The following is a 23067-nucleotide window of genomic DNA, read 5'->3' as shown; positions in this document are numbered from 1 at the left end:
TTTACTCCTTGTTTTGGGGATCCGGCAGCTGCCAGAAATCGAAAAAGTTAAACCAGTCGAGCGGCGACTGCAGGGCATAGTGCTCAAGACGCTGTGCGTAGCGGTCAATTGCCTGCTGTAAGGCCTCCTGACGCGTAGCGCGCGCAAGGAGCAGGGGATCGGCAAACGGCTCGCAGTGAATATGCAGCTTCTCTGCCTGGCGCAGTGCGAACAGTAAAACCACCGGGCAGCGCAGAATCGAGGCGAGAATAAACGGCCCCTGCGGGAAGGGGGCGGGCTGGTCCATAAAGCGGCTCCAGCAAACGCGCCACTCGCCGCCGCGCTGCGGATTGACCGCAATGCGATCGCCGACGATGGCAATCCATTCGCCGCGATCCAGCTTCTCTTTGAGTAAGATTGCCGTCTCCGGGCCGATGTCGGTGACCGGCATCAGGTTGATGCCCGCCTGTGGCGCCATTTCTTGCATAATCTGTTTGAAGCGCTGAGCGTTTTCGCTGAACACCAGCGCGTTGATGGTTTTGCTGCCCTGGCGCTGCGCCAGCGCACGGCAGACTTCAACATCGCCGAGATGTGAGGCCAGCAGCAGCTTGCCGCGCGTGTCATCGGCGTGGAGCGCCGCTTCTGCTCCCGGAGAAAAGACCACATCACGGCCGAGCTGCAGTTCGCCGCGCCAGCCGGCGATTTTATCGAGCATTGCGTTGCCAAAGCGCAGAAAGTGCTGATAGCTCGTCAGGTTGGCCGGTACCGGCATCTGGCGGGCGGTGAGCCGGGAGCGCACCCGGGCTACCCAGTTTTGCGAAGCGCGCCGCGCCTGTGTTGCCGTCAGCCAATAAACGCCAACCACCGGATACAGCAGCAGGGTAAATGCCCGCCGACCGAGGCATCGCCATACCCACAGCATCAGACGCATCCCCCACAGTCCTTTCACTTCTTGCTGCCGCGCCCAGTGCGGCGACGCGCGGCGAAACAGCAGCGTCGGAATGCGCGGCAGCATGCCGAAGAACAGCCGCGTGTGCATACGGGAAATCCGCAGGTTGTCTTTGAGCGCATCAAAGTGCGACAGCCCATCCAGCGGATAGGTGACGCGGGTGGGGACGAAATAGCTGGTGTTGCCCTGCCAGTACAGACGGACCATCACTTCGGTATCGAAATCCATCCGTTTGCCGAGCGTTGCGCGCTCGGCGAGCTGGAGAGTGGGGGCCACCGGATAGACGCGAAAGCCGCACATGCTGTCTTTGAGCTGCAGCGAAAGCGTTTCAATCCACACCCATACGTGGGTGACCCAGCGGCCGTAGAGGCGCGAACGGGGAATGGAGTCATCGTAAATGGGCTGACCGGAAATCAGCGCCGTCGGGTGCTCCTCGGCAAGCGCCAGCAGTTTGGGAATATCTTCAATGGCGTGCTGGCCATCGGCGTCGACCTGCACGGCATGGCTATAGCCTGCGGCCGCGGCGGCTTCAAGCCCGCGGATCACCGCGGCACCTTTGCCGGCGTTCTCGTCCAGGCGTATCAACGTCAGGCCTTCAGTCTGCGCTGCCAGTCGGGTGAGCGTCTCTCGCGTGGCGGCATCGCTGCCATCGTCGACCACGATACAGGGCAGAGCAAACGATCGCAGGCGCGCCAACACGCCCGGCATCATCGCGCCGTGGTTATAGCAGGGGATCAGCACACAGGGAGAGAACGTCAGCGGCATAGGCGGATTTTCCCGCTGCTGGCCGTATGGCGGGCTTCGCCGTCGTGGCGCTGGTAGCTGAACGTGAGCGTCTGGCGCGTTTCCTGCCACTCCATGCTTAGCGTGACGCGCGTCATCGGCAGCAGCGGAGCCTGAAACTTCACGTTCGGCATGCTGTGAAAACGCCAGCCGGGGGCCAGTAAGGTGGTGGCATAGTGCATCACCCAGTCCAGCTGTGCGACGCCGGGCAGCAGAGGCTGCACGGCAAAATGACCCTTGAACCAGAAAAGATCGGGGTCAAGAGACAGCACTACGTCGAGCCGATGCGGCTGTGCCTGGCGGCGCTCAATTTCACGGGGTTTCATGAAATAACTCCTGTAATTGCGCATAGACACGCTTATTCATACTGTTGACGGGCATCTGCTCGATCACCCGCCAGTAGCGCGGCACGGCGACCGGTTCCAGCCACTGCCGCAGCGCGTGTCGCCACGCCTGTTCCAGGGCCTTGCCGTCGCGCGCCTGCCAGCGTTGACGCACGGCGTCATCCAGCACCAGCAGCACGCCCACGCTCTGGCGCCCGCCGCGAATGATAGGCAGTGCGGCCGCTTCTCGGATGCCTTCCAGCGACAGCAGCCGGCGCTCAACTTCGCTGAGCGAAACGCGCTTTTCTTCTATTTTGACGACCCGGCCGCGACGGCCCGCGAGATGGAATCGACCGTCGGCATCGAAGCGCAGAATGTCGTCGAGCAGCAGACCGTGAGCGTCGGCGATCAGCGGTGAAAAAACGCGCAGCGCGTCGTTTTCAGGCACAAATCGGACGCCGGGGAAGGGCAGCCAGCTCACGTTATCCTGCTGGCGGGAACGCCAGGCGAGAACGCCGGTCTCGGTGCTGCCGTAGATTTCATCCGGCCAGATTCTGAGCCATTCGGCGGCGTGGCTAACATCCTGCCACGGCAGCAGGCCGCCCGCCGAAACCAGCGCCGCCAGCGGAGGCGCGGCGAGCCGGGAATCAAGCCGCTTTAAAAAGGCCGGGCTGCTGATAAAGGTGTAGCGATACTGCGGGTCGAGCGCTGCCAGCTGTTCGGCGTAATAGAGCATCGCGGCGTGCAGCGGCAGGCCCAGCGCCATCGGCAGGAAGATACGAAACGTCAGGCCGTACAAATGCTGCGGCACCACGGACGCCACCACCCGGCTGTCGGCCAGGCGATCGGCAAAGCGTGCAGCCAGCAGCATGGCCTCGCGATCGAGGCTGGCGATCGATTTATTGATGCGTTTGGGTTGCCCGGTCGAACCGGAGGTGAACAGGGTTACGTGCGCGTCGTGGCGCAGCGCGGGCAGGGAAAGCGCGTCGAGGCTCACGGTCATCGCCGAGTGCACGACCTGCTGTGGCCCATGCCAGTCCAGCGGCCGGTCGCTGAGGACACCGTCGAAAAATGCACGTTGTTCATCCAGCAGCGACACGCGGTTATGCCCTGGTATCACCGGCGTTTTTCCCGCGTGCAGCGTGGCCAGCAGCGCCACGATAAACAAATAGCTGTTTTCAAAGCACAGCGCCCAGCGTTCACCTTCCAGCCGCTGCAGGTCGGCCATCAGCCGCGCGACATCCGCCCGCAGGTGGCCGAGCGTCCAGGTGTGGTGGTCCTGCCAGGCAATAGGAGTATGCGCAGGACGTGAGGCCGTGAGCCATTGCGTCAGCGTCAGGGTCTGCTTCATTGTGAATCTCGTTTAATCATCCGCCGGCGCACCAGCCATTCCGCGCTCATCAGCAGCCCCATTAACAAGTAGGCAATCATGCCGTTCCATGCGGTCCACAGCGACATATCGCCGTGCAGGGCGGTAAACAGCGCCACGCTGCCGTTGATGATGAAAAAGGCGCACCAGATTTGCGTGACTCTGCGGGTGTAGCGCACGCCAGACTCGGGAAGCGCGGGTTCCTGCAGGCGCGCCAGACGCTCGACGATCGGCATCGCCGACCACAGAGAACCGCCGAATACCGCCAGCATGACCGCATTCACCACTACCGGATAGAACAGCAGCATCTGGTGGGTCTTAAGCAGGTAGCTGGCAAGGCACAGGGCGATGCCCGCCGCCGCCACAACCTGCGTGACCACGCGTAGCGGTCCCGCCTGTTGCCGGGTCTGGCGCAAGCGTAAAAACAGCAGCAGCGCCATCAGCGGCAGCAGCCAGTGCAGGCCGTTATGCGCCAGACCAAAGCCAATAACAAAAGGCCAGGCCAGCAGCAATAAACCTGTCAGCAGCGGGACGACGGGCAGCGAGCGAAGGCTCGGCATCGTGAATCAGGCTTCTTTCAGCAGACGTTCTACCGCGTCAACCACGTCCTGCACGGTACGTACCGCTTTGAACTCTTCCGGTTTGATCTTCTTGCCGGTTTTCTTTTGCAGGTGAACGATCATGTCAACCGCATCGATGCTGTCCAGCTCGAGATCTTCGTACAGGCGCGCTTGCGGCTGAATATCCTGCGGGTCCACTTCAAACAGCTTAACCAGCAGGGCAGAGACTTCGTCGTAAATGGCTTGTTGTTCTGTCATGACGAGCGATCCTCAGGCACGTTGCGCGTGAATGAAAGAGGCCAGCGTGGCAACGGAGAAGAAGTGCTGACGCATCTCTTCGCTTTCCGCTGAAAGCACCACGCCGTACTGATTTTTGACCGCCAGGCCCAGTTCCAGGGCATCAATGGAGTCCAGTCCCAGACCGTCGCCAAACAGCGCCGCGTCGGTATCAATATCGTCTGCGGATAGCTCATCCAGATTTAAGGTATTGATGATGAGATTTTTAATTTCAAGATGAAGCGCTTGCATCATTAAGTCCTATGCCATTCGTAGAATTTGTTTGTAATTTAAGTAAAAGATGCCGGTTTAGCTGCCGTGCCGCCAGCGCCGGTTCTTGTGAATTCGCGTTGTAAAACTGATTGAGCGGCACCCGTTCGCCGACCGCGATGGTGAACACGGGCTTGGTCGGCGGCGCGTCGTACCATTTGCTGTGTTTGCCCAGCATGTGCTCGGTGCAGCGGATAACCACAACGCGCAGGTCGCTGCCGCAGCGTACCGCGATATTGGCCGCCCCGCGCTGAAGCGTCATTTTCTCGCCGGGAACGCTGCGCGTGCCTTCCGGAAAAATCAGAATGGTGTCGCCCTGCTGCAGCCGCTGTCGACTGGCCGGCAGCAGCGCGTCGGCCTGATCGTTAATCAGATAATCGGCGGCACGGATAACGCCGCTGACGAACGGATTATGCAGCAGCGCGCTTTTTACCAGACAGTCGGTCTCGGGCATGATAGAGGCCAGCATCACGTAGTCAATCAGACTGGGATGGTTCGCCACCACCAGACAGCCGCGCTCCTGGCGCAGCCTGTCGGCCCCGGTGATTTGGTAATCCAGTACGCCGACGGTTCTGACCACCGTCAGGAAAAGACGGAAACTGGCGGAGATGCTGCGCCGCGCCAGGCGACGGCGACGCGCTTTGTTGCGCACGACAATCAGCAGCAGGTTGAACCAGATAAGCGACAGCATTAGCCCGCCAAGGCCGAACAGCGCGAAACACACGCCGGTCATTGCCGCGCGCCACAGGCGGTTGAGGCGTGAAAATAGCGTGCTCATGATCGGCTCCAGCGCCACTGCGCGCGTTCGCCGGGAACGGTGAACGTGGCGGCATCCTGGAGATAATGCTGTAAAAACAGCAGGCTTTGCGGCAATGCGCTTTCATCCTGCGGCGCAGCGGGCAGCGTTTCGCATTGCCATGCGTCGCCCGCCTCCAGCACCAGCCCGACGGCAAAAGGCCAGGTGGGCATCGTCGGCGGCAGGCGGTCATGATAAAAGGCCGGCAAAAAGCCATCGAAATCGACCATTAAGATGCGCTGGTAGCCGGCCTGTAACAGGCCTATGACCTCACACAGTCACTGCTGGAAGGTGTCTCTTCCCGCCGACAGCGACGACGAGACCAGCGGCTTTTTGGCGGCGATGGTCAAATTACCGACCGACGAGTTGTGTACGGAAAGGGCGAAATCGGTGGGCGAGAGCGGCTGCTCGGTGGCCAGCGCCTGAAGAATGCGGAAGTTGCGCTCCAGCTCGCCGTGACGGCTGGTGAACAGCGCGGCATCGATATCCTGTTTGCGCAGTAAAGACAGGCCGCAGTCGACCGCCAGCTTGCTGCCGGAGCTGAGGCGTCGCGCGGTCATCATTGGCAGTTCGCTGGGTTTAGCGAGCGGCGCAGCAGGATCGATGGCATACGGCTGCTGCGCCCATTGCCGCCACTGTTCTGCGTCATTGATGCCCGGCGCGCTGGCCTGCCAGTCAATTATGTTTAATGCAAATTTCATCCACTCGCGCCTAAATCAATGAGTCCATCGGCATTTTTTGAATGCCCAACGCTAAATTATGTTGCCTTAGAATGATTTCTTATGACAAATCAGTAGGGTATGACCAATACCCAGGTTGTCGTGGCGTTCATCTACCTGGAAACCTGCGCGGTCCAGATAGTGATAAAACTTCTCTACGCTATAAAACCGGCTGTTACCGTTCGCCATGCAGGTAAAGTACAGCGAGGTAGCATTCAGGCTAAAGGCCGCCGCTTCAAATTTCTGCGCGTCCCAGAACAGTTCCATAATGCACAGCTTCGCGCCGGGCTTCATGGCGCGGGCGACGTTAGCCAGCAGAGCAATAATCTGTTCGGGCGAAAAGCAGTCAAGAAACTGGCTCATCCACCAGATATCAGCCTCACCGGGCAGCGGGGCAGCGCTTAACATATCCACCGGGTGAAAATTAACCCGATGCGTGAGGCCCGCATTAGCAATATTCGCGCGCGCCAGCGTAATTTGCGACGGCAGATCTAATATCGTTACCGTAATATTGTCATTGTATTGGCAACAATGCAGCGCCCATTTACCGGTATTTCCACCGACATCATACAATATCGTTGGATTGCTGGCGAAAATGCGCGGAAGCGCCGCCGTGAAGGCTTCATCCGAGTAATAATGATCGAAGGCAAACCAGCTCGCGCGCGCCGATTCCGGCAGCTGAGAAAGCGCGGGATAAATTGTCGGCCAATCGCCAAAAACTTTCAACCCCGAAGGCTTACCTTCTTTTAGCGCCTGTTCCAGAAAAAATAACCCTTGATAGCAAACATCCTGCGTGAAATCCATATTGACGTTAGTCATCTTGTCATGCAGCAGGAAATGGCCGATTTTGGTTAAACAATACGCATCGTTTTGCGCGGTAACGATGCGCCCACTCAGCCCCATATCCAGAAGAATACTAATAGCATATTCATTGAGAGGACATTGCGCCGCAATATCTGACAACGTGGCGCCATTTTTACCCTGTTTATCTAAATAAGCGAGAATACCGGTATTGCGAAGGCTGAGCGCCGTCTGAAATAGCATCGGAGCAAACGCAATTTTCTGGGCTTCCGTTATCGCTTCCAGTGCGCTGAGTGAGTCCTGTTCATACATTGTTTTAGGGTCTATACAGAGGGTAAAAGAACCTAATCCCGCAGGTGGCGGGATTAGGCGGCGATAATTTATTGCAGAGCAGCGCTGGCCAGATTGACCTGGATATCTTTGTCGAGGTTTCTCACCCAGCGATTGTAATTCTTGTGAATTTTTCCATCGGAAGCTTTCAGGTTGAAGCTGCTATCGTAAACAATTGAATAGCCCGTTGCGGAGTATTTGATATTTGCCGTTGCAGAGTGGTCGCGGGCTTTCTGAGTGGCCTTAATCACGCCTGGTGCCGCTTCCGTCATGATCCAATCACGCTGGATGCCCGCCTTTAAGATGGCGTTTTTTACCTGTTCGGCGCTGTGGCCTGCCGATACGACGGTGTTAATTTGTTCAATTGGCGCCGTGCGCGCGCAGCCTGCCAGAATGCTAATGAAGGCGAAAACGGCGAACCATTTAGCTATTTTATTCATGCTGATTTCCTATCAAATATCACTGTTTATTTTGTTATATGCCAGAAGAGATTGATCGCGATGAAGCCAGAAACAATAAATTCCAGCAAGATATAACATTGTTTGCGTATTGAGTAAAACCCATGTGCGGGCAGCTGATTTATATTTTTGATGATTGTCAAAAAATGCTTCAGTGTATTTAGCCTGTACACGATATACGTTAATTTAAAAAGGTATTATCGGCAGATTGATTCATTTTGTTAATTTTTTTTAAAAGTCGACATATTAGACTGGTTTAATCTTTTATATCTATCACTCCATCGTTTTTTGACGCCGCAGGGAGAATTTTTATCTAAAAAACGGGGTGTTGTATAGCTATTAATTATGATGGGCGTCAGCCGCGGGGTATTAACCCTCATCTGCCGTCGCCGCGGCCGGGGGAGCAAAGGGGCATTCTTCGGGGGAAACGTTTATGGCTCTGCTGACAGCGGATTAAGAAACGTGATCGGTACCGCTAACCCGACGGGATGCGGTTTTTGTCCTGTTTAATGTCATCTCTGTCCGTTGCGCCAGAACGGCATCCAGCATTTGATGAGGCTTCGGATTTTCCGACCGCAACTGCCTGGAGGATAAGAAGAGATGACCCATCAAATTACCCTGCGTTTTGAGGATGGCGCAACGCAAACTCTGCCGTGCCGCGCCGGTGAGTCCGTCGCTGACGCCGCGGTGCGCAATAGAATTAGCATTCCGCTCGACTGCCGTGACGGCGTCTGTGGCACCTGCAAAGCGACCTGTGTATCCGGCGACTACCAGCACGGCGACTACGTTGACGACGCGTTATCGGCCGAAGAAGCCCGCGCGGGGCGAGTGCTGACCTGCCAGATGCGCCCGCAGAGCGATTGCGTCGTGGAGATTGCCGCGGCTTCGCAGGCTGCCGGCGTAGCGACCTATCACGGGCGCATCACCGCCAGCAGGATGCTGTCGCCAACCACGTTAACGTTCTCCGTTGCGCTCGACGATCGTCATGCGCTGAGCTTCCTGCCCGGGCAATACGTCAACGTGCAGGTGCCCGGCAGCGACCAGACACGCGCGTATTCGTTTAGCTCCGGTCCCTCAGACCCTGAAGCGTCGTTTGTCGTGCGCAATGTCCCGCAGGGTCTGATGTCCGAATGGCTGCGTGAACGGGCCCGCGTGGGGGATGCGATAAGCTTTCGTGGGCCGATGGGCAGTTTCTACCTGCGTCCGCTTGAGCGCCCGGTGCTCTTTCTGGCAGGGGGAACCGGGCTGGCCCCGTTCCTGTCGATGCTGGCAAAGCTGGCGGATGATGGCGCTGCGTCAATGCCGATACACCTGATTTTTGGCGTGACCCGCGATGAAGATCGGGTGGCGATTGATGTACTGGATGCGTACACGCGGCGCCTGCCGAACTTCAGCTACCGCTGTACCGTGGCCGATCCGCAAAGCAGCCATCCGCATAAGGGCTACGTCACCGCGCATATTGATGCCCGGCAGCTTCACGGTGGCGATGTCGATGTGTATCTCTGCGGCCCGCCGCCAATGGTCGATGCGGTACGCAGCTATCTCGATCGCGAGGGGCTGACGCCGCGTCATTTCTACTACGAGAAGTTCGCCGGTGCAGCCGCCGCGCCAGTGGCGGCAGATGACGAGCCGCCGATCGCGTCTGCGGACGTCGACGATGCCTTTGACCTGCGGCTGGCGCTGGAGCTCGGTGCGGTACAGCTGACCATGGGGCGGCTGAGCGGCGAGCAGCTCACCACCTTCCGCCGTTTGGCCGATGCGACGGCCGAATTTGTCTCCGGGCGGCGCTTCCTGGACGTGGCGGGCTACGTTGCGGCTAACCAGGCCTTCCACCGGTTCTTGATTGAAGCGACCCGTAATGCGCAGCTTATCGCGCTGTATGCCGAGCTGGCGGTGCAGGACTATATCGACCGCGCGTTAACCGCAGGCGTCGAGATTGTTGGCGACATTGTGCAGCAGCATCGGGATTTAGTTTCCGCCTTCGAATTCGGTGATTTAAATGCCGCTCGCGACGTGCTGGCCCAGCACGCCCAGCATTCACGCACCACCATGAATCGGTCGCTGGCGTTGAAAAACGTGCCCTGCGCCGTATTGCCGCCTGCGGCTACACCTCTGCCAGCGTCAGATGCGCCGCGCTGTCCATTTCATGAGCCGGCGCCGCCGCTGCCGCCATACTCAGACGAACTGGCCTGGCCGCCGGGGCTCGAGCCTTTTAAAGTGGTGGACGACGGCGCACAGGGCGACCCGTATGCACACTACAACTGGATGCGCGAACACGCGCCAGTGCTGCGCTGCCGCTCCGCGACTTCTGACGTCTGGTTTATCTCGCGCTATGACGATGTTTATCAGGCAATCCGCAACCCGAAACTGTTTTCCTCTGAGGTGGTAAGCCCTCCGCCGCTGACGTTCCTCACGCTGTTTGACGCCCCTGGGCATACCCGGCTGCGTAAAGTGGCGCAGCCGTCGTTTATGCCACTGGCCCTGGAGCCGTTTATCCCTGAAATAGAACGTCGTGCCGAGGCGCTAATTGACGGAATGCTTGCCCGTGGCGGCGGCGATGTGGTGGAGGATTTTGCCATTCCGCTGAGTATCGCCACCATTTCGGCGATGATCGATGTGCCGAACGAAGACGAAGAAAAGATGAAGTTCTGGTCTGATGAAACCTTCAGCTACTTCGGGCGTCTGGCGCGCAATGCCCCCGGAACCGGTACCGATGAACAAAGCGCAATGGCCTTCTTCGCCTACCTGAAGGCGGCGATGGAGCGGCTGTATCTCAGCAATAGCCCGTCCATTGGCGGTCATATCGCGCGAATGTGGAAAGCCGGGGAGCTGTCGGAAAAAGAGGCCAAAGAGCTGTGCGCCTTCGTTTTCATCGCCGGGCACGACACCACCACCATCCTGGTGGCCAATGCTTTTCGCATGTTTGCCGAACAGCCGCAGCTGGTGGCGCGCATTCGCGACAATATGGATGACGCCGAACTGTTTGTGGAGGAGGTGGCGCGCTACCGTGGCACCGTACAGCGGGTAAGCCGTATCACCACTGAAGCCACGACGGTGGCGGGGGTCGAGATCCCGAAAGGTGCGGTGATACGCCTGCTGCTGTCGGCGGCGAACCGCGATAGCCGTAAGTTTGCCGATGGCGAAACCTTCAATATCGATCGCGATACGCAAGGCCATCTTGGCTTCGGCAACGGTGCCCACAAGTGCCTTGGCCAGCCGCTGGCGAAGCTCGAAACCCTGATTGCCACGAAGCTGGTGGCGCGTAAGGTCAGCGAGATTCGTCTCGATCCTGCGCGCCCCATCGAGTATGTGCGCGGTAACAATTTGACTAACTCTGGCCCGGCGCATCTGTTTGTGCAGATGCGCGCAAAGGCGGACTAAGCGGAGTGTGACAGGCGGCCCTGTTCCCGAAGGCGGTATTCGGTGGGCCGCAGTCCGGTTTGCTTGCGGAAGAAGCGGCCAAAGTAGGCTTCGTCGCGAAAGCCCAGCTCGCGGGCTATCTGTTTAACGCTGAGGCTGGAGTACATCAGCAGCCGCTGGGCTTCGTGAACGGCGCGGCGGTCAATGGCTTCAATGGCTGAAATGCCGAACGCCTCGCGGCAGATTCGGGTGAGCTGCCCGGCGGAGATACCCATGGCCTCGGCGTAGCGGGCGACCGGCTGACGGCTACGGCAACGCGCATCGAGCAGCAGGCGGAAGCGTTCAATTCGTGCGACCAGGGCCGCACGCGCGGGGTTACCCGTCAGCCGCGCCTTCTCGCTCAGGCGGGCAATTTGTACAAACAGCGCAAGGGTGAGCGCCAGCCCGGCGGTGTACTGCCAGCGTTCCGGATGCGCCGCCTCGCGGCCGATGCCTTCGAAAAGCGCCGCCAGGGGTTCGCCGCGGCGGCTGTAGGGATCGACCGTCAGCACCGCGGGTGTACGCACAAAATCCAGCAGTTCGGGTGCGGCGGTCATCGCGACCGATTCAATAGCCGACTGCGCGGTGGTCACTACGTGGCCGTCAATGTCGGCATCAAAGTGAAAACCGTGTACCGAGCGGGCCGGAATAACCACCAGGCACGGTGCTTCCAGCCGCCAGCGCTGGCCATCTATCGACGTCTCACCGCCGCCGCGCGTGATGTACAGCGTTTGGATGAGCGCATCGTGAAAGTGCGGCTCAATTTCGAAGCCAAAGCGGCTGGCGCGCGATGGAATGCGCTCATGGTGCACGCTGTCCACCGGGGCATGGCCGGGCTGCGCGCCGTACAGCGCGTAGTTGGGCAGGTGGCGACGGGCGCTGGCGTTAGCGGGCATGGTGCGGGTTTTGTCCGGTTGTCATGGGTGACTCCAACGATGAGATGACCTGTTATTCGGCGGTAAAACGGACCCGGGCGCAAGCGCTGAATATTCATCTTGTGATGTGGCGAGGGTCGGCTCAGCGGCGCTTCTCTATGGCAGCACGGGCGTAAAAGTTGCGCCAGCACACACTTCCTGGCAATTGTCGAAAAGTGCAGGTTTTGGCGTGAAAGTGCCCTTCTTTTTCCCGGTAGGGCTGTGAAAAATGCACATGTAACTTTTTTGCAACATCAATGGAACGATCGGAATCCTTCATCTGCGAGGTACCCTATGGCTGTAGAACTTCCTGCTCGTGAGTGCGATGTGCTGGTGATTGGCAGCGGCGTCGGCGGGCTGTCCGCAGCGGTGACCGCTGGCCTGAACGGGCTGAGCGTTCAGGTTATCGAAAAAGACGCGGTTTTTGGCGGCACCACCGCGTTTTCGGGCGGCGTGCTGTGGATCCCTGACAACCATCTGGCGCGTCAGCAGGGCATCGATGACAGTCAGGCCGCGGCGCGTACCTATTTGCAGGGGGAGGCGGGCGACAGCTTCCGCCCGGAGGTCGTCGACGCTTTCCTGAAAAACGGGCCGGAAATGCTGCGTTTTTTTGAAGAGCATACCCGCTTTCGCTGCAACCTGTATCAATATCCCGACTATCATCCCGACGCGCCCGGCGGCGTTATGCGCGGTCGTTCGGTGGTACCGGAGGCATTTGATATCCGCGAGCTCGGTGACGCGATGCCGCGCCTGCGCAAGCCGCTGCGGACCATCACCTTTATGGGAATGATGTTCAGCTCGTCCAATAACGATCTCAAGCACTTCTTTAACGCGACCCGTTCGCTGAAGTCGTTTACCTACGTCGTGAAACGCCTGAGCCGCCACCTGCTGGAGGTGGCGCGCTACGGGCGCGGTATTACCGCTAACGGCGGCAACGCGGTCGTCGCCCGGCTGGCCTGTTCGGCACGGGATCTTGGCATCCCTATTCACACCGGCGTGGCGGTAAAAGATCTGATTGTCGAGCAGGGCGCGGTGCGCGGCGTTGTGGTTGAACGCGGCGGTGAACGAATCACCCTGTACGCCCGCCGTGGCGTGGTGCTGGCTTCCGGCGGCTTTGCCCGCGACGAGGCGAGGCTGAAAAAACTGTACCCGCACGTACAGCGCGGCGGTGTTCAGCTGTCGCCGACGCCGCCGGGCGTCGATACCGGCGACGGCATTGCGATGGCCGAACGAATCGGCGCCCGCTTTGATGACAGCTACCCAAACGGTGCGGCGTGGATCCCCGCGTCGAAGGTGCAAATTGGCCGCCAGTCGTATGTCTTCCCGCATCTGGTCGACCGCTACAAGCCCGGTTTTATCATGCTAAACCGTCACGGCGTGCGCTTTTGTAATGAGGCGGATTCCTACCACGACGTCGGGATCGCCATGATAGACACCTGCCGTGACGATACGGAAACCTTCGCCTGGCAGATCTGCGACCGCCGGGCGCTGCGCAAATACGGTATGGGCTTTGCCAAACCGGCGCCGATACCCGTCTCGCTGTACCTGAAAAACGGCTATCTGCTCGAAGGTAAAACGCTGCACCAGCTGGCGCAAAAAATGGGCGTGCCGCCTCAGGCGCTGGAACGCACCGTCAGCGATTACAACGCCGCCGCGCGGCAGGGGCGGGATCCGCAGTTTGGCCGTGGTGAATCGGCCTACAACCGCTATCTCGGCGACAGTCACCATCAGCCTAACCCTTGCGTGGCGCCGATAGAACAGGGGCCCTTTTATGCGGTGAAGCTGTATATGGGCGATCTCGGCACCTTCCACGGCCTGAAAACCGACGCCGAAGCGCGAGTGCTGGACAACCAGGGGCGGGTGATACCGGGCCTCTATGCGGCCGGCAATGAAATGGCGAGCATCATGGGCGGCAGCTATCCCGGCGCGGGGATCACGATTGGCCCCGCGGCGACCTTTGGCTACATCGCCGCCCGCAGTATGGCGGCACGCGGTGAAACGGCGGTACAGCCTGCACAAGCCGCCTCATGAATCAGGAGAACATCATGTCGACACTTTTCAGTTCATTACGGGTTGGTCCGCTAACGCTGGCTAACCGTATCGTGGTTCCGCCCATGTCGCAGTATTCCGCGCGGGCGGACGGCATCGCCACTCCGTGGCATGCTCAGCATATTGGCGGGCTGGCCGTTTCCGGCGCGGGTATGGTGATTTGCGAGGCCAACGGCGTGACGGCCGATGGCCGCATTACCCCGCACTGTCTGGGGCTGTGGAATCACGATCAGGCGCAGGCGCTGCAAACGCTGCTGGCCGGTATTCGCACCTACAGTTCGACGCCGATTGGCGTGCAGCTTAACCATGCCGGGCGTAAAGCGGGCACCAACGCGCCGTGGCGAAGCCAGGGCGCATCGTTGAGCGATGAAGAGGGCGGTTGGCCGACGGTTGCGCCGTCGGCGATTGCCTATAAACCCGGCTGGCGCGTACCGCAGGTGCTGGACGAGACGGGTATGGCGCGCATTACCCAGGGCTTCGTCGATGCCGCCCGCCGGGCGCTGGATGCGGGAGTCGACTTTATTGAGCTGCATGCGGCCAACGGCTATCTGCTGAACCAGTTCCTCTCGCCGCTGAGCAACCGACGCGAAGATGACTACGGCGGCAGCCCGCATAACCGTATGCGCTTTCCGCTGCAGGTGGCTCGCGCGCTGCGCGAGGTCTGGCCGAAAAACCGCGCTCTCGGCGTCCGCTTCAACGGCGGTGAATTTGCCGAAGGTGGTCTGTCGCTGGATGAAGCGGTGCTGTTTGCGCGTGAACTGCACGCGCTGGGCTATGATTATCTCCACGTTTCCGGCGGCTATAACATCTACACTCAGACCCCGGCGGCCGACCAGCCGGGCTATATGGTGCCGTTCGCCGAAGCGGTGAAAAAGGCGCTGCCGCAGGCGGTAGTCATTACCGTTGGGCTGATTTATGAAGCGCAGCAGGCAGAGGCGATCGTCCGGGATCGGCGGGCGGACCTGGTGGCGATTGGCCGGGGGATGCTTGACGACCCGAACTGGCCGATTCATGCGGCGATAGCCCTTGGGGAAAACCCGCCGTGGCCAAAACCGTATGACCGCTTCGGGCCGCTGGGCTGGCCGACGCACCGTCCGCAGGAGGCCAGAGGATGAATCTGCCGCTTATCGATCACCGGATCTACACGATTCGTCCACGTAAAATGAATGACTTTATCGCGGTGTTTGACCGCCTGGCGATGCCGGTGCTGCGCGAAACGCTGGGGAATCCTTTGGGGTTTTACACCAGTTTTGTCGGGCCGCAGAACCAGTTCGTTCATCTGTGGGGCTATGAAAGCCTCGCGGAGTACGAGCGTCGTAGCCGTTTGCGCGACACGCATCCGGATTTTGCCGCCTACCTTAAAGCGTCGGAGCCGTATATTGTGGCGCAGGAGACGCGGCTGATTCGCGCCACGGCGATGCCGTCGGTAGCGGGGTAGTTTTGTGCGGCAATAACCCTCACCCCTTTGTGGAGAGGGCTAGGGTGAGGGGAAACCGCTCATCACACTCACGGAGGCACCATGAACCTGACCAACAGCATCCCGGTATTCAAGCTGTACGGCGAAAGCTGGCACTGGCCGACGCCGGATCTGCTGCACTGCGAATCGATTCAAAGCCGCAGTAGCCTCTATGACTGGAGCATTCGCGCCCATCAGCATAGCGATCTGGTGCAGATCCTCTTCGTGCAGCAGGGGCAGGGGGACATTGAAATTGAAGGTGAGCGTCGTGCGTTCTGCGGGGCCTGCGTGCAGATTATCCCCGCGCTCTGCGTGCACGGGTTTCGCTTTTCGCCGGGGACGCAGGGGTTTTCCCTGTCGCTTGCCGCTCCGCTGGTGGCGCAGCTCGAGCGGCAGTTTGGCCGTGCTTTACAGGTGCTGAATCAGGCCAGACGCGTAGCGGTCGGCGAGGCCGCTGACTATCTTCATACGCTGTTCCACACGTTACAGCAGGAGTATCAGTCCGATAGCGAGGCGCGCGATATGATGCTGCATTCGCAGCTTAGCGCACTGGTGGTGTGGCTGAACCGACGCGGTGCGACGCCGGTGGAAGTGAGCGATAAAGTAGAACGCAAACGGGCAACGATTCGCCGTTTTAATCACCTGGTGGAAAACCACTATCGCGAGCATCTGCCGCTGGCGCACTACGCGAGTCAAATTGGGATGTCCGGCGTGCATCTCAACACGCTGTGCCGCGAGTTCCATGGCTGCAGTGCGCTGAGCGTGCTGCACCACCGTTTGCTGCTGGAGGCGAAGCGCAGCTTGCTGTATACCAGCATGACCGTCAGCCAGATATCCGACTATCTCGGTTTCAGCGACGCCACCTATTTCTCTCGTTTTTTCCGCCGCAGCACCGGTTTTTCACCGCGCGATTTCCGCGATAGGCCATCCGATACCGGCGTTGAACCTGCCCGAACGACGTCGCCGGGCAGGTCTTTCGACTAGCGGGTGAAGCCCGGGCGCGGCAGCTTGCCCATCAACATGGTCGGCAGGCCGCCGTCGACGCCAATTTCCGCCCCGTTGATATAGCTGGATTTTTCACTGAGTAAAAACAGTACCGCGTTGGCGATATCTTCCGGCCTGCCGATGCGCTGGCTGGCGGTAAAGGCCTCGCGGCTCTCGCGCACGCCAGGCTGAGCGTAGTAGTCGGCAGTCAGCGCGGTTTCAATCATCCCCGGTGCCACCAGGTTACTGCGAATGCCATCCTGACCCCATTCCACGGCAATCTGCTGCGACAGCAGCCCGACGGCGGCTTTGCCGGGGCTATAGGCACCGCTCCACGGCTGCGGAATGCGCCCGGAAATCGAGCCGATATGGACGATGCTGCCGCGTTTGGCCGCGCGCATATCGTGGGCAAATTCGCGGGCGCACAGCAGATAGCCGGTGAGATTGACGTTGAGCTGCGTTTGCCATTGCTCAAGGCTGATGTCCGCTAGCCCCGCGGGGCGTAAAATACCGGCCGCATTGACCAGCCCGTCGCACGAGCCGAGCAGCGAACGCACGCTCAACGCTGCCTCTTTGACCTGCGCTTCGCAGCTGACGTCACAGGCCACCGCCACCCGTTTTCCCGGCAGGTGTTCAAGCTTCTGGCGTACCGCATCGCCGCGCTGCGGGTGACTGTCGAGCAGCGCAACGTTAGCGCCCTGCTGGGCCAGCGCCGTGGCGATGGCTTCGCCAATGCCGCTCGCCGCGCCGGTGACGGCAAATACCTGGCCGCGCAGGCCCAGCCAGTCCGGGGATGCTTGTAATTCTGTCATGGTTTTCTCCACGTTTTCATAGGGTACAGATGCCCTGACATTGTTTGGCGCACGGTGGGGAAAGGAAAGGCACGAACGAAAAGCAGATGGGGACTTTTGAATACGATTTCGCTAACCTGTGCGTTCATTCACCTTTGTCATGAGGCCCTGGATGGACCATCCTGCCGCGCAGCACATTCTCGGTCTTTATCAGCGTCACGCCGACGCCTTCGTGCGCTTACGTTCGCGCGCGCTGTTTGAAAAAAGCTGGCTGGATGCCTTCCTCGCCGCCGTTGGAAAAACGGGGCATATTCTGGATATTGGCTGCGGTACCGGCGAGCCTATCGCCGCCTATTTTATGGCTCAGGGGTACACGCTGACCGGCGTTGATGGCAGCGAGGCGATGCTGGCCTATGCCCGCGCGCAGTTTCCAACGCAGCGCTGGTGTCTGCAGGACATGCGCGCTCTGGCGCTGGAGGAAACCTTCGATGGCCTGGTTGCCTGGGACAGTTTTTTCCATCTCTCGCAGGGCGATCAGCGGGCGATGTTTGCGGTTTTTGCCCGCCACAGTCATCCCGGGAGCGCATTGCTATTTACCAGCGGCCCCGGTGACGGGATTGCCATGGGGGAGTTTGAAGGCGAGCCGCTGTTCCACGCCAGCCTGGCCCCCGAAGAATACCGCGCGCTGCTGGCAGAAAATGGTTTCACGGTGCTGGCGATGCGCGCGGAGGACCCGGAATGCACCGGGCATACCGTGTGGCTGGCGAAGCGAGAATAGCGCGGCGTTGCCTGGTGTGTGGCACCTGCGGAAATAAAGGGCGGAAGTTTTGCATCCTCTGAAATAAAATAATTCACCATTCAGGAAAGTATATTTCCGCTTATTTTTTATAATATTGTGAAGTGTATTTAATTTCTAAAATTGCATTTTCATTTATGCATTTTTATTGCGCGAGAACAAAAAAAACGTATTCATTAGATCGGTATGGTAGCGCCTCAAATTGAGTCTGCTTACCTGTAAAATGATGAAAAACCTGCTGTTATTATTATCTCTTATTTTTGTTTCAACCCCTGCTTCGGCCCTTAATTTTACCTCTACGGCGCTGCATCTTAATTGCCCATCGCGCGGGTTGGTTGAAATTACCCTGCATGTCTATGACCACGTATCCGAACTGTGGCAGGGGCATTATGAAGTGGGGTCCGGCCATCGTAAGCACGATGGCGTCGTGCTGGTGAGCTTTACGAACGGCGACAGGCTGGTTCACCGTAGCCGCACCGATGAATTTTTGTACCGCTACGCGGGGCAAAAAACATGGCAGCACTGCCGGAAGCTCTCCGAAGGCCCGCTGCATGTACAAACGCTGGCCTATCACCAGTAGGCATGATGTGCTTGCAGGTTCTCTTTCGCCCAGCGAATAAACGCTTTCTTGTCCAGCGCCTGGCTGAACAGCCAGCCCTGGCCGTACTGTACGCCGTGGGCTCGTAGCCATTCGCGCTGAGCAGGTGTTTCAATCCCTTCTGCCACCATTGTGAGGTTGAGCGATTTCGCCATTTCGATGATGTGGCCGATCACCCGATTATGTTCCAGCGCGTCGACGAAGAATTTGTCGATTTTCAGCGTGTCGACGTCCAGTTCCTGCAAATAGCTGAGGCTCGAATAGCCGACGCCAAAATCATCAATAGAGAGGGTGTGACCCATTTCCCGGTAGGTCTGAATCATCGGGCACGCGGTTTTGGGCATCACCATATCGCGCTCGGTGATTTCGATGGCAATCTGCTTGGGGGATACCCGCCAGCGCGCGAGCTGTTGCTTAATCAGCGCCGGTAGGGACGGCGAACTGAGATCGGCGGCGGAAATATTGATCGAAATATGCTGCTGCGGATGCGCCGCCAGCCAGTTGCCCAGATCGTCAAATACCGAGCGCACAATGTACTCGGTGAGCTGACTAATGACGCCGGTCTGTTCAGCGAGCGGGATGAATATATCCGGCGGCAGCCAGTTGCCGTCCGGCTGTTGCCAGCGCGCTAGCGCTTCTGCGCCAACGATACGCCCGCTGTTCAGGTCAACCACCGGCTGATAGTGGACGGAAATCTCTTGCGCACGGATGGCGTCGAGAATGCGGTAGTGTGATGAACGCAGGCGACGCAGGACCCGCAGCATCAGAAACGCCGCGATAACGCTCAGGAGAACGCCAAGCGGAACCCACACCATCAGTTGGTGACGCAGGCTGGACTCCATCGGCTGCTGGGAAGACCAGGTCAACAAAATTGCGCCTACCGTCGGCAGATGCTGCTGGCGGTACACCGTACCGTCTTTTTCTATCGTCGACTGAAAAACATGCAGATTATTGAGCCAGAAATCGGGCGCGATAGCGGCATTGCTGGCGATCACCCGATGCCCGTTTTCACTAATTAACGCAGCGTGAATGGGGTAGTTAGGGTGCGGCAACACGTCAATCAGTGAATCGGGATCGACGATAGCAACGTAGCGACCGTTGCTGACGGCCACCATTTTGTCATCGGTTTGCAGGTCGTGGCGCGAGGTCAGCCAGACGTGATAGCCCCCAGGCGCGGTGAATTCGGAGTCAGGCACCTTCTCTGCCAGCGTATTGCTCAGCAGGGCGCAGGGAGACGCAGCGTTCTCAAGGTAGAATACGCCCTGTACGTACTGATGAAGGTAGGAAACCTTCTGCAATTGACGCAGGTGCGCCAGGCTACAGAGTTCGCCTTGAAAACGATCGACTTCTTCCAGCGCGTCGCGGGTCTGCTGCCTCACGCGTTCGGAGCGAGCAATCACGCGTTCAGTATAGCTATCCAGCTCCTGATTAAAGAGTTCGTGGGCCTGACGGTGGGCTAGCCAGAGGCTGAGCGTAATGGGCAGGAAGATGAGGATAATCAGCACGCCCGTGATTATGCTCACCAGACGCTGCGTGGTCATCATGATTCCTTAGTGCTCGAGCGGGAGGTTAGTAAGCAAACGATTAGCGACGGATTATATCGTTGGTCAGACCCCATAGACTATAACAATATAAAGATTGTACCTACTATTCTGTGACTTTCGGATTTTTGCTTGATACGAAATACCCCTTCAGAATTAACTGAAGGGGCGTCTTTTGCGTTTATGGCGCTATTTGTCCACCGTTAACGTCCAGGATCTGTCCGGTTATGTAGCCGCTACAGGCATGAGATGCGAAGAACAGGAACGCGGGCGCCACCTCCTCGGCGTAGCCGAAGCGGCCCATCGGAATACTGGCGGCAATTTTCGCCCGCAGCTCGTCGCTTTTGCCGTCGTGAAAGGCGGTATCGATAGTCCCCGGTGAAACGATATTGAAGCGGATACCGTCGGCGGTGAACTCTTTCACCCAGTTGCGGTGAATATCGTGGAGCCACGCTTTTGATGCGGCATAAATCCCCGCGCCAACGCCGCCGCCCTCGCGTCCGGCGATGGAGCCCGTGCTGATAACACAGCTGGTTTCTCCGCGGACTTTTGCCGATGCGCGCAGATGCGGAATGGCGAATTTTGTCATCATCAGCGCCGAGCGGGCGTTGAGGTCCATCACCCGATCGTAGAACGCATCGTCAATGGCTTCCAGATTGGCGCGTCCCCCCAGGCCGCCGGCGTTGTTGATCAATATGTCCAGGCCGCCGAAGCGGGCAACAAATGCATCAACCAGATGCGCACAGTCGTTCGAGCGGGTGATATCGGCCTGGAAAAACTCCACCTCACCGCTGTACTGACGTAGTTTGTCCAGGGTTTGTTGCAGCTCCGGCGGTGCCGTATGGCTGTTGATGCCGACTTTAGCCCCCTGGCGAACGAACGCCAGCGCTGCGGCCAGCCCCATACCTGCGCTAGACCCGGTAATTAATACGCGCTTATTTTTCAGGTCGGTAAACATAGTTGCTCCCTTGTGTTGAAGAATCAGAAGAGGCGCTGCGCCACAGTACGTAGCCGAAGAGCATGATGGCGGTTGCGCTAAGCAGGAACAGCAGGCGTCCCCACAATGGATTTGGAATCAGGATCATCAGCAGCATACAGAGACCCATGGCGAGCGAAATTTTGCCGATTTTGCTACGTTGCAGCCGGTCGAAACCGTCCTGCTCGTGGTCGGCATACACCGGTGTTTCCATATTGCTGAAGAAGGTGGCGAGTACCGAAGCGCGTGCTTTGCCCGGCTCGCGGTAGAACAGCGTCGACAGGCAGAAGAAGCCGCCGGTGAACACCAGGTGACAAAAAATATTCCAGACGGCGGACAGGTCTTTGAGTTCACGGTTAGTCAGCGTCAGGCCCAGCGTATCGGTGACGTCTTTCACCGTGATCCAGTGGGTGATGACGTAAGAGACGATCAGACCAAATACCACCGTGCCCCACGCCGACCAGTCCGGCGTTTTACGGATAAACATCCCGAAGAACAGCGGTACGATAATCGGCGCGGAGGCCAGCGTTCCCACCTGAATCATCAGATCGAACAGGCTTAGCTCTTGCAGTGACTGCATATACTGTGCGACCAGAATCACCAGCACGCCGTTGACGATGCAGGCGGTTTGCCCCACGCGCAGCAGGTAGCGCTCGCTTTTCGCTTCATGACGATTCACCACCGGCGTCCAGAAGCTGCGCACAAAGATCCCCGAGTTGCGGTTGAGCGCGGTATCCATTGATGACATGGTGGCCGCAAACAGGCCGGCCATCAGCAGCCCGACGGTTCCTTCCGGCATGGCGCGTTCAGCAAACACCAGGTAGGCCGCATCGGTGGCGTTTTTTCCCAGTTCAGGGTGCGATTGGGCCATATCCGGATAGAGAATGGCGGTCGCCCATGGCGGAATGAACCAAATCAGGGTGCCGAATAGCATCAGGAACAGGGCAAACAGCGCGGCTTTCTTGGCGTTGGCGCTGTCCTTAGCGTTCAGGTAACGATAGGAATCCTGCAGGTTATTAAAGCTTTGCAGCTGCTTCACAAAGAAGAAGGCGAAGCAGACTATCAGGATCAAGATATAGTGCGGGCCGGTGTCCGGGCCGGTAAAGAAGCCGGACGGAAATTCATTGACCATGTTGACCGGTCCGCCCACTTTAAACAGCGCCACCGCCGCACAGACCACCGAAATAATGGCGACGATCAGCGTTTGTACGAAATCGCTCGCCACGACGCCCCATGAACCGCTCAGTAGTGAAATGAGCAGCACCACCAGCCCGGTGATCCACAGGGTTAACGTTAAGTCATACTTAAAGACCGCGCTGGCGAACACCGCCAGGCTGTTAAGCCACACGCCCGCGTTCAGGATGCTGAGCGGAATCAGAATCCAGGTGAAGAACTGCTCGTTTTTCGGCCCAAAACGCTGGCTGATAGCCTGCGTCGGTGTATCGACGCGCAGTTGACGAAAGCGGGTAGCGAACCACCACCAGCCGACGATGTAGCCAATAATATTCCCCGCAAAGACGCCTATGGCCGTAAAGCCGTAGCGATAGGCCTGACCGGCGGCACCGGTGAAGGTCCATGCGCTGAACTGCGCCATGAACGCCGTTGCGCCCACCATCCACCACAGCATCCTGCCGCCACCGCGGAAGTAGTGGCTTGCCGAACCGGTTCCCATCTTCTTAAACGCGTAGCTGATAGCAATCATCAGTACGAAGTACACGACCATCACAATAATGTTGATATCCATTATGTCCACACTCGCTTGTTGTATCAGGAGATGAGGTATTATTTGTCATTTAGTATGACTAATAAAATTGCGGTATACCGTTTTGCGAGCGGGTTCAATTTTTGGCGTTTAAAAGGGAGTTACTTGTGATCTGTGTTGAATAATTAAACAATGTGGCGTGAAAATAATCCGTATTAGTATGACTAAATGTCTTATTGAGTGAGCTA

Annotated in this window: 22 protein-coding genes and 2 pseudogenes; 8 read left to right on the top strand and 16 right to left on the bottom strand. The window is 58.5% G+C overall.

Annotated elements, in window-relative coordinates:
• Position 1 precedes the first annotated feature (1 nt).
• From H7R76_RS15150 to H7R76_RS15105, 10 genes and pseudogenes are all read right to left on the bottom strand, one after another.
• Positions 2-1693 carry a glycosyltransferase family 2 protein gene (locus H7R76_RS15150; RefSeq protein WP_106928675.1) on the bottom strand — a complete coding sequence of 564 codons (1692 nt, stop codon included), beginning with the start codon at positions 1691-1693 and terminating at the stop codon, positions 2-4.
• Complete coding sequence (locus H7R76_RS15145; protein ID WP_106928673.1) at positions 1684-2037, bottom strand: ApeI family dehydratase; 354 nt, start codon at positions 2035-2037, stop codon at positions 1684-1686. Before H7R76_RS15145 ends, H7R76_RS15150 begins: the two co-directional genes overlap by 10 nt.
• Positions 2024-3385, bottom strand: a complete 1362-nt coding sequence (locus tag H7R76_RS15140; protein WP_182965683.1) for an AMP-binding protein — start codon at positions 3383-3385, stop codon at positions 2024-2026. The genes H7R76_RS15145 and H7R76_RS15140 overlap by 14 nt, the downstream gene beginning before the upstream one ends.
• Positions 3382-3963, bottom strand: coding sequence for a COG4648 family protein (locus H7R76_RS15135; protein ID WP_182965681.1), 582 nt, complete (start codon positions 3961-3963; stop codon positions 3382-3384). Before H7R76_RS15135 ends, H7R76_RS15140 begins: the two co-directional genes overlap by 4 nt.
• 6 nt (positions 3964-3969) lie before the next feature.
• A complete protein-coding gene (locus tag H7R76_RS15130) occupies positions 3970-4221 on the bottom strand; it encodes an acyl carrier protein (RefSeq protein WP_106928667.1) in 252 nt (83 codons plus the stop codon).
• 12 nt (positions 4222-4233) lie between these two features.
• Positions 4234-4491: a phosphopantetheine-binding protein gene (locus H7R76_RS15125; RefSeq protein ID WP_106928853.1), complete on the bottom strand. Its 258-nt coding sequence runs from the start codon at positions 4489-4491 to the stop codon at positions 4234-4236.
• A complete protein-coding gene (locus H7R76_RS15120) occupies positions 4472-5287 on the bottom strand; it encodes a lysophospholipid acyltransferase family protein (protein ID WP_182965679.1) in 816 nt (271 codons plus the stop codon). Before H7R76_RS15120 ends, H7R76_RS15125 begins: the two co-directional genes overlap by 20 nt.
• A pseudogene (locus tag H7R76_RS15115) lies at positions 5284-6006 on the bottom strand (beta-ketoacyl synthase chain length factor). The gene H7R76_RS15120 and the pseudogene H7R76_RS15115 overlap by 4 nt, the downstream one beginning before the upstream one ends.
• A gap of 66 nt (positions 6007-6072) precedes the next feature.
• Entirely contained in the window at positions 6073-7137 is a 1065-nt protein-coding gene (locus H7R76_RS15110; RefSeq protein WP_182965677.1) for a class I SAM-dependent methyltransferase, read from the bottom strand.
• A 68-nt stretch (positions 7138-7205) separates the two neighbouring features.
• On the bottom strand, positions 7206-7595 hold the full coding sequence (locus tag H7R76_RS15105; protein ID WP_182929142.1) for a hypothetical protein: 390 nt from the start codon (positions 7593-7595) through the stop codon (positions 7206-7208).
• Positions 7596-8213: 618 nt separating this feature from the next.
• On the opposite strand from H7R76_RS15105, the pseudogene benC reads away from it, so the two are divergent.
• Together benC and H7R76_RS24925 are read left to right on the top strand one after the other, a co-directional pair.
• Positions 8214-9221, top strand: a pseudogene (gene benC / locus H7R76_RS24930) (benzoate 1,2-dioxygenase electron transfer component BenC); the annotation flags it as partial.
• Positions 9222-9224: 3 nt separating this feature from the next.
• Complete coding sequence (locus H7R76_RS24925) at positions 9225-10994, top strand: cytochrome P450 (protein ID WP_227673980.1); 1770 nt, start codon at positions 9225-9227, stop codon at positions 10992-10994.
• On the opposite strand, the gene H7R76_RS15095 is transcribed toward H7R76_RS24925, so the two are convergent.
• Together H7R76_RS15095 and H7R76_RS15090 are read right to left on the bottom strand one after the other, a co-directional pair.
• Positions 10991-11908, bottom strand: a complete 918-nt coding sequence (locus tag H7R76_RS15095) for a helix-turn-helix domain-containing protein (protein ID WP_106926128.1) — start codon at positions 11906-11908, stop codon at positions 10991-10993. The two genes, H7R76_RS24925 and H7R76_RS15095, sit on opposite strands and share 4 nt — an antisense overlap.
• A gap of 121 nt (positions 11909-12029) precedes the next feature.
• Complete coding sequence (locus tag H7R76_RS15090) at positions 12030-12206, bottom strand: hypothetical protein (RefSeq protein ID WP_181357982.1); 177 nt, start codon at positions 12204-12206, stop codon at positions 12030-12032.
• A gap of 14 nt (positions 12207-12220) precedes the next feature.
• Here H7R76_RS15090 and H7R76_RS15085 point away from each other — a divergent pair, with 14 nt between their 5' ends.
• The 4 genes from H7R76_RS15085 (at position 12221) to H7R76_RS15070 (ending at position 16415) form a co-directional block, all read left to right on the top strand.
• Positions 12221-13957, top strand: a complete 1737-nt coding sequence (locus H7R76_RS15085; protein WP_182965673.1) for an FAD-dependent oxidoreductase — start codon at positions 12221-12223, stop codon at positions 13955-13957.
• 14 nt (positions 13958-13971) lie between these two features.
• The gene (locus H7R76_RS15080; protein ID WP_182929138.1) at positions 13972-15090 is read left to right on the top strand and encodes an NADH:flavin oxidoreductase/NADH oxidase; all 1119 of its coding nucleotides are present in this window, start codon (positions 13972-13974) and stop codon (positions 15088-15090) included.
• Positions 15087-15413, top strand: a complete 327-nt coding sequence (locus H7R76_RS15075; protein WP_182929137.1) for an NIPSNAP family protein — start codon at positions 15087-15089, stop codon at positions 15411-15413. Before H7R76_RS15080 ends, H7R76_RS15075 begins: the two co-directional genes overlap by 4 nt.
• An 81-nt stretch (positions 15414-15494) precedes the next feature.
• Positions 15495-16415: a helix-turn-helix domain-containing protein gene (locus H7R76_RS15070; protein WP_106926136.1), complete on the top strand. Its 921-nt coding sequence runs from the start codon at positions 15495-15497 to the stop codon at positions 16413-16415.
• Here H7R76_RS15070 and H7R76_RS15065 read toward each other — a convergent pair.
• Entirely contained in the window at positions 16412-17227 is an 816-nt protein-coding gene (locus H7R76_RS15065; RefSeq protein ID WP_106926138.1) for an SDR family NAD(P)-dependent oxidoreductase, read from the bottom strand. The genes H7R76_RS15070 and H7R76_RS15065 overlap by 4 nt on opposite strands.
• A 151-nt stretch (positions 17228-17378) precedes the next feature.
• Between H7R76_RS15065 and H7R76_RS15060 the strand changes: the two genes are divergently transcribed.
• Positions 17379-17984 (top strand): class I SAM-dependent DNA methyltransferase, encoded by a 606-nt coding sequence (locus H7R76_RS15060; RefSeq protein WP_182965671.1) that lies wholly within the window; start codon positions 17379-17381, stop codon positions 17982-17984.
• A 349-nt stretch (positions 17985-18333) separates the two neighbouring features.
• Positions 18334-18582 (top strand): hypothetical protein, encoded by a 249-nt coding sequence (locus H7R76_RS15055; RefSeq protein WP_227673907.1) that lies wholly within the window; start codon positions 18334-18336, stop codon positions 18580-18582.
• On the opposite strand, the gene pdeB is transcribed toward H7R76_RS15055, so the two are convergent.
• From pdeB to H7R76_RS15040, 3 genes are all read right to left on the bottom strand, one after another.
• Complete coding sequence (gene pdeB / locus H7R76_RS15050) at positions 18573-20141, bottom strand: cyclic di-3',5'-guanosine monophosphate phosphodiesterase PdeB (RefSeq protein WP_182930653.1); 1569 nt, start codon at positions 20139-20141, stop codon at positions 18573-18575. The genes H7R76_RS15055 and pdeB overlap by 10 nt on opposite strands.
• A 181-nt stretch (positions 20142-20322) precedes the next feature.
• The gene (locus H7R76_RS15045) at positions 20323-21099 is read right to left on the bottom strand and encodes an SDR family NAD(P)-dependent oxidoreductase (RefSeq protein WP_182965669.1); all 777 of its coding nucleotides are present in this window, start codon (positions 21097-21099) and stop codon (positions 20323-20325) included.
• A complete protein-coding gene (locus H7R76_RS15040; RefSeq protein ID WP_182929133.1) occupies positions 21077-22861 on the bottom strand; it encodes a sodium:solute symporter family transporter in 1785 nt (594 codons plus the stop codon). Before H7R76_RS15040 ends, H7R76_RS15045 begins: the two co-directional genes overlap by 23 nt.
• Positions 22862-23067 lie beyond the last annotated feature (206 nt).

The organism is Klebsiella sp. WP8-S18-ESBL-06 (genome assembly GCF_014169755.1).
In the GTDB taxonomy this organism is placed as follows: domain Bacteria; phylum Pseudomonadota; class Gammaproteobacteria; order Enterobacterales; family Enterobacteriaceae; genus Kluyvera; species Kluyvera ascorbata_B.
The sequence above is the reverse complement of the archived record's forward strand: the minus strand, read 5'-3'. Positions and strand labels throughout refer to the sequence as shown.

Bases quoted from the DNA above. Each gene is read 5' to 3' on its own strand.
- H7R76_RS15125 (WP_106928853.1), bottom strand. From the start codon at position 4,491: ATGCAAGCGCTTCATCTTGAAATTAAAAATCTCATCATCAATACCTTA.
- H7R76_RS15060 (WP_182965671.1), top strand. From the start codon at position 17,379: ATGGACCATCCTGCCGCGCAGCACATTCTCGGTCTTTATCAGCGTCAC.
- H7R76_RS15065 (WP_106926138.1), bottom strand. From the start codon at position 17,227: ATGACAGAATTACAAGCATCCCCGGACTGGCTGGGCCTGCGCGGCCAG.
- H7R76_RS15130 (WP_106928667.1), bottom strand. From the start codon at position 4,221: ATGACAGAACAACAAGCCATTTACGACGAAGTCTCTGCCCTGCTGGTT.
- H7R76_RS15040 (WP_182929133.1), bottom strand. From the start codon at position 22,861: ATGGATATCAACATTATTGTGATGGTCGTGTACTTCGTACTGATGATT.
- H7R76_RS15105 (WP_182929142.1), bottom strand. From the start codon at position 7,595: ATGAATAAAATAGCTAAATGGTTCGCCGTTTTCGCCTTCATTAGCATT.
- H7R76_RS15150 (WP_106928675.1), bottom strand. From the start codon at position 1,693: ATGCCGCTGACGTTCTCTCCCTGTGTGCTGATCCCCTGCTATAACCAC.
- H7R76_RS15135 (WP_182965681.1), bottom strand. From the start codon at position 3,963: ATGCCGAGCCTTCGCTCGCTGCCCGTCGTCCCGCTGCTGACAGGTTTA.
- H7R76_RS15095 (WP_106926128.1), bottom strand. From the start codon at position 11,908: ATGCCCGCTAACGCCAGCGCCCGTCGCCACCTGCCCAACTACGCGCTG.
- H7R76_RS15110 (WP_182965677.1), bottom strand. From the start codon at position 7,137: ATGTATGAACAGGACTCACTCAGCGCACTGGAAGCGATAACGGAAGCC.
- H7R76_RS15090 (WP_181357982.1), bottom strand. From the start codon at position 12,206: ATGAAGGATTCCGATCGTTCCATTGATGTTGCAAAAAAGTTACATGTG.
- H7R76_RS15140 (WP_182965683.1), bottom strand. From the start codon at position 3,385: ATGAAGCAGACCCTGACGCTGACGCAATGGCTCACGGCCTCACGTCCT.
- H7R76_RS15075 (WP_182929137.1), top strand. From the start codon at position 15,087: ATGAATCTGCCGCTTATCGATCACCGGATCTACACGATTCGTCCACGT.
- H7R76_RS15120 (WP_182965679.1), bottom strand. From the start codon at position 5,287: ATGAGCACGCTATTTTCACGCCTCAACCGCCTGTGGCGCGCGGCAATG.
- H7R76_RS15070 (WP_106926136.1), top strand. From the start codon at position 15,495: ATGAACCTGACCAACAGCATCCCGGTATTCAAGCTGTACGGCGAAAGC.
- H7R76_RS15045 (WP_182965669.1), bottom strand. From the start codon at position 21,099: ATGTTTACCGACCTGAAAAATAAGCGCGTATTAATTACCGGGTCTAGC.
- pdeB (WP_182930653.1), bottom strand. From the start codon at position 20,141: ATGACCACGCAGCGTCTGGTGAGCATAATCACGGGCGTGCTGATTATC.
- H7R76_RS15145 (WP_106928673.1), bottom strand. From the start codon at position 2,037: ATGAAACCCCGTGAAATTGAGCGCCGCCAGGCACAGCCGCATCGGCTC.
- H7R76_RS15080 (WP_182929138.1), top strand. From the start codon at position 13,972: ATGTCGACACTTTTCAGTTCATTACGGGTTGGTCCGCTAACGCTGGCT.
- H7R76_RS15085 (WP_182965673.1), top strand. From the start codon at position 12,221: ATGGCTGTAGAACTTCCTGCTCGTGAGTGCGATGTGCTGGTGATTGGC.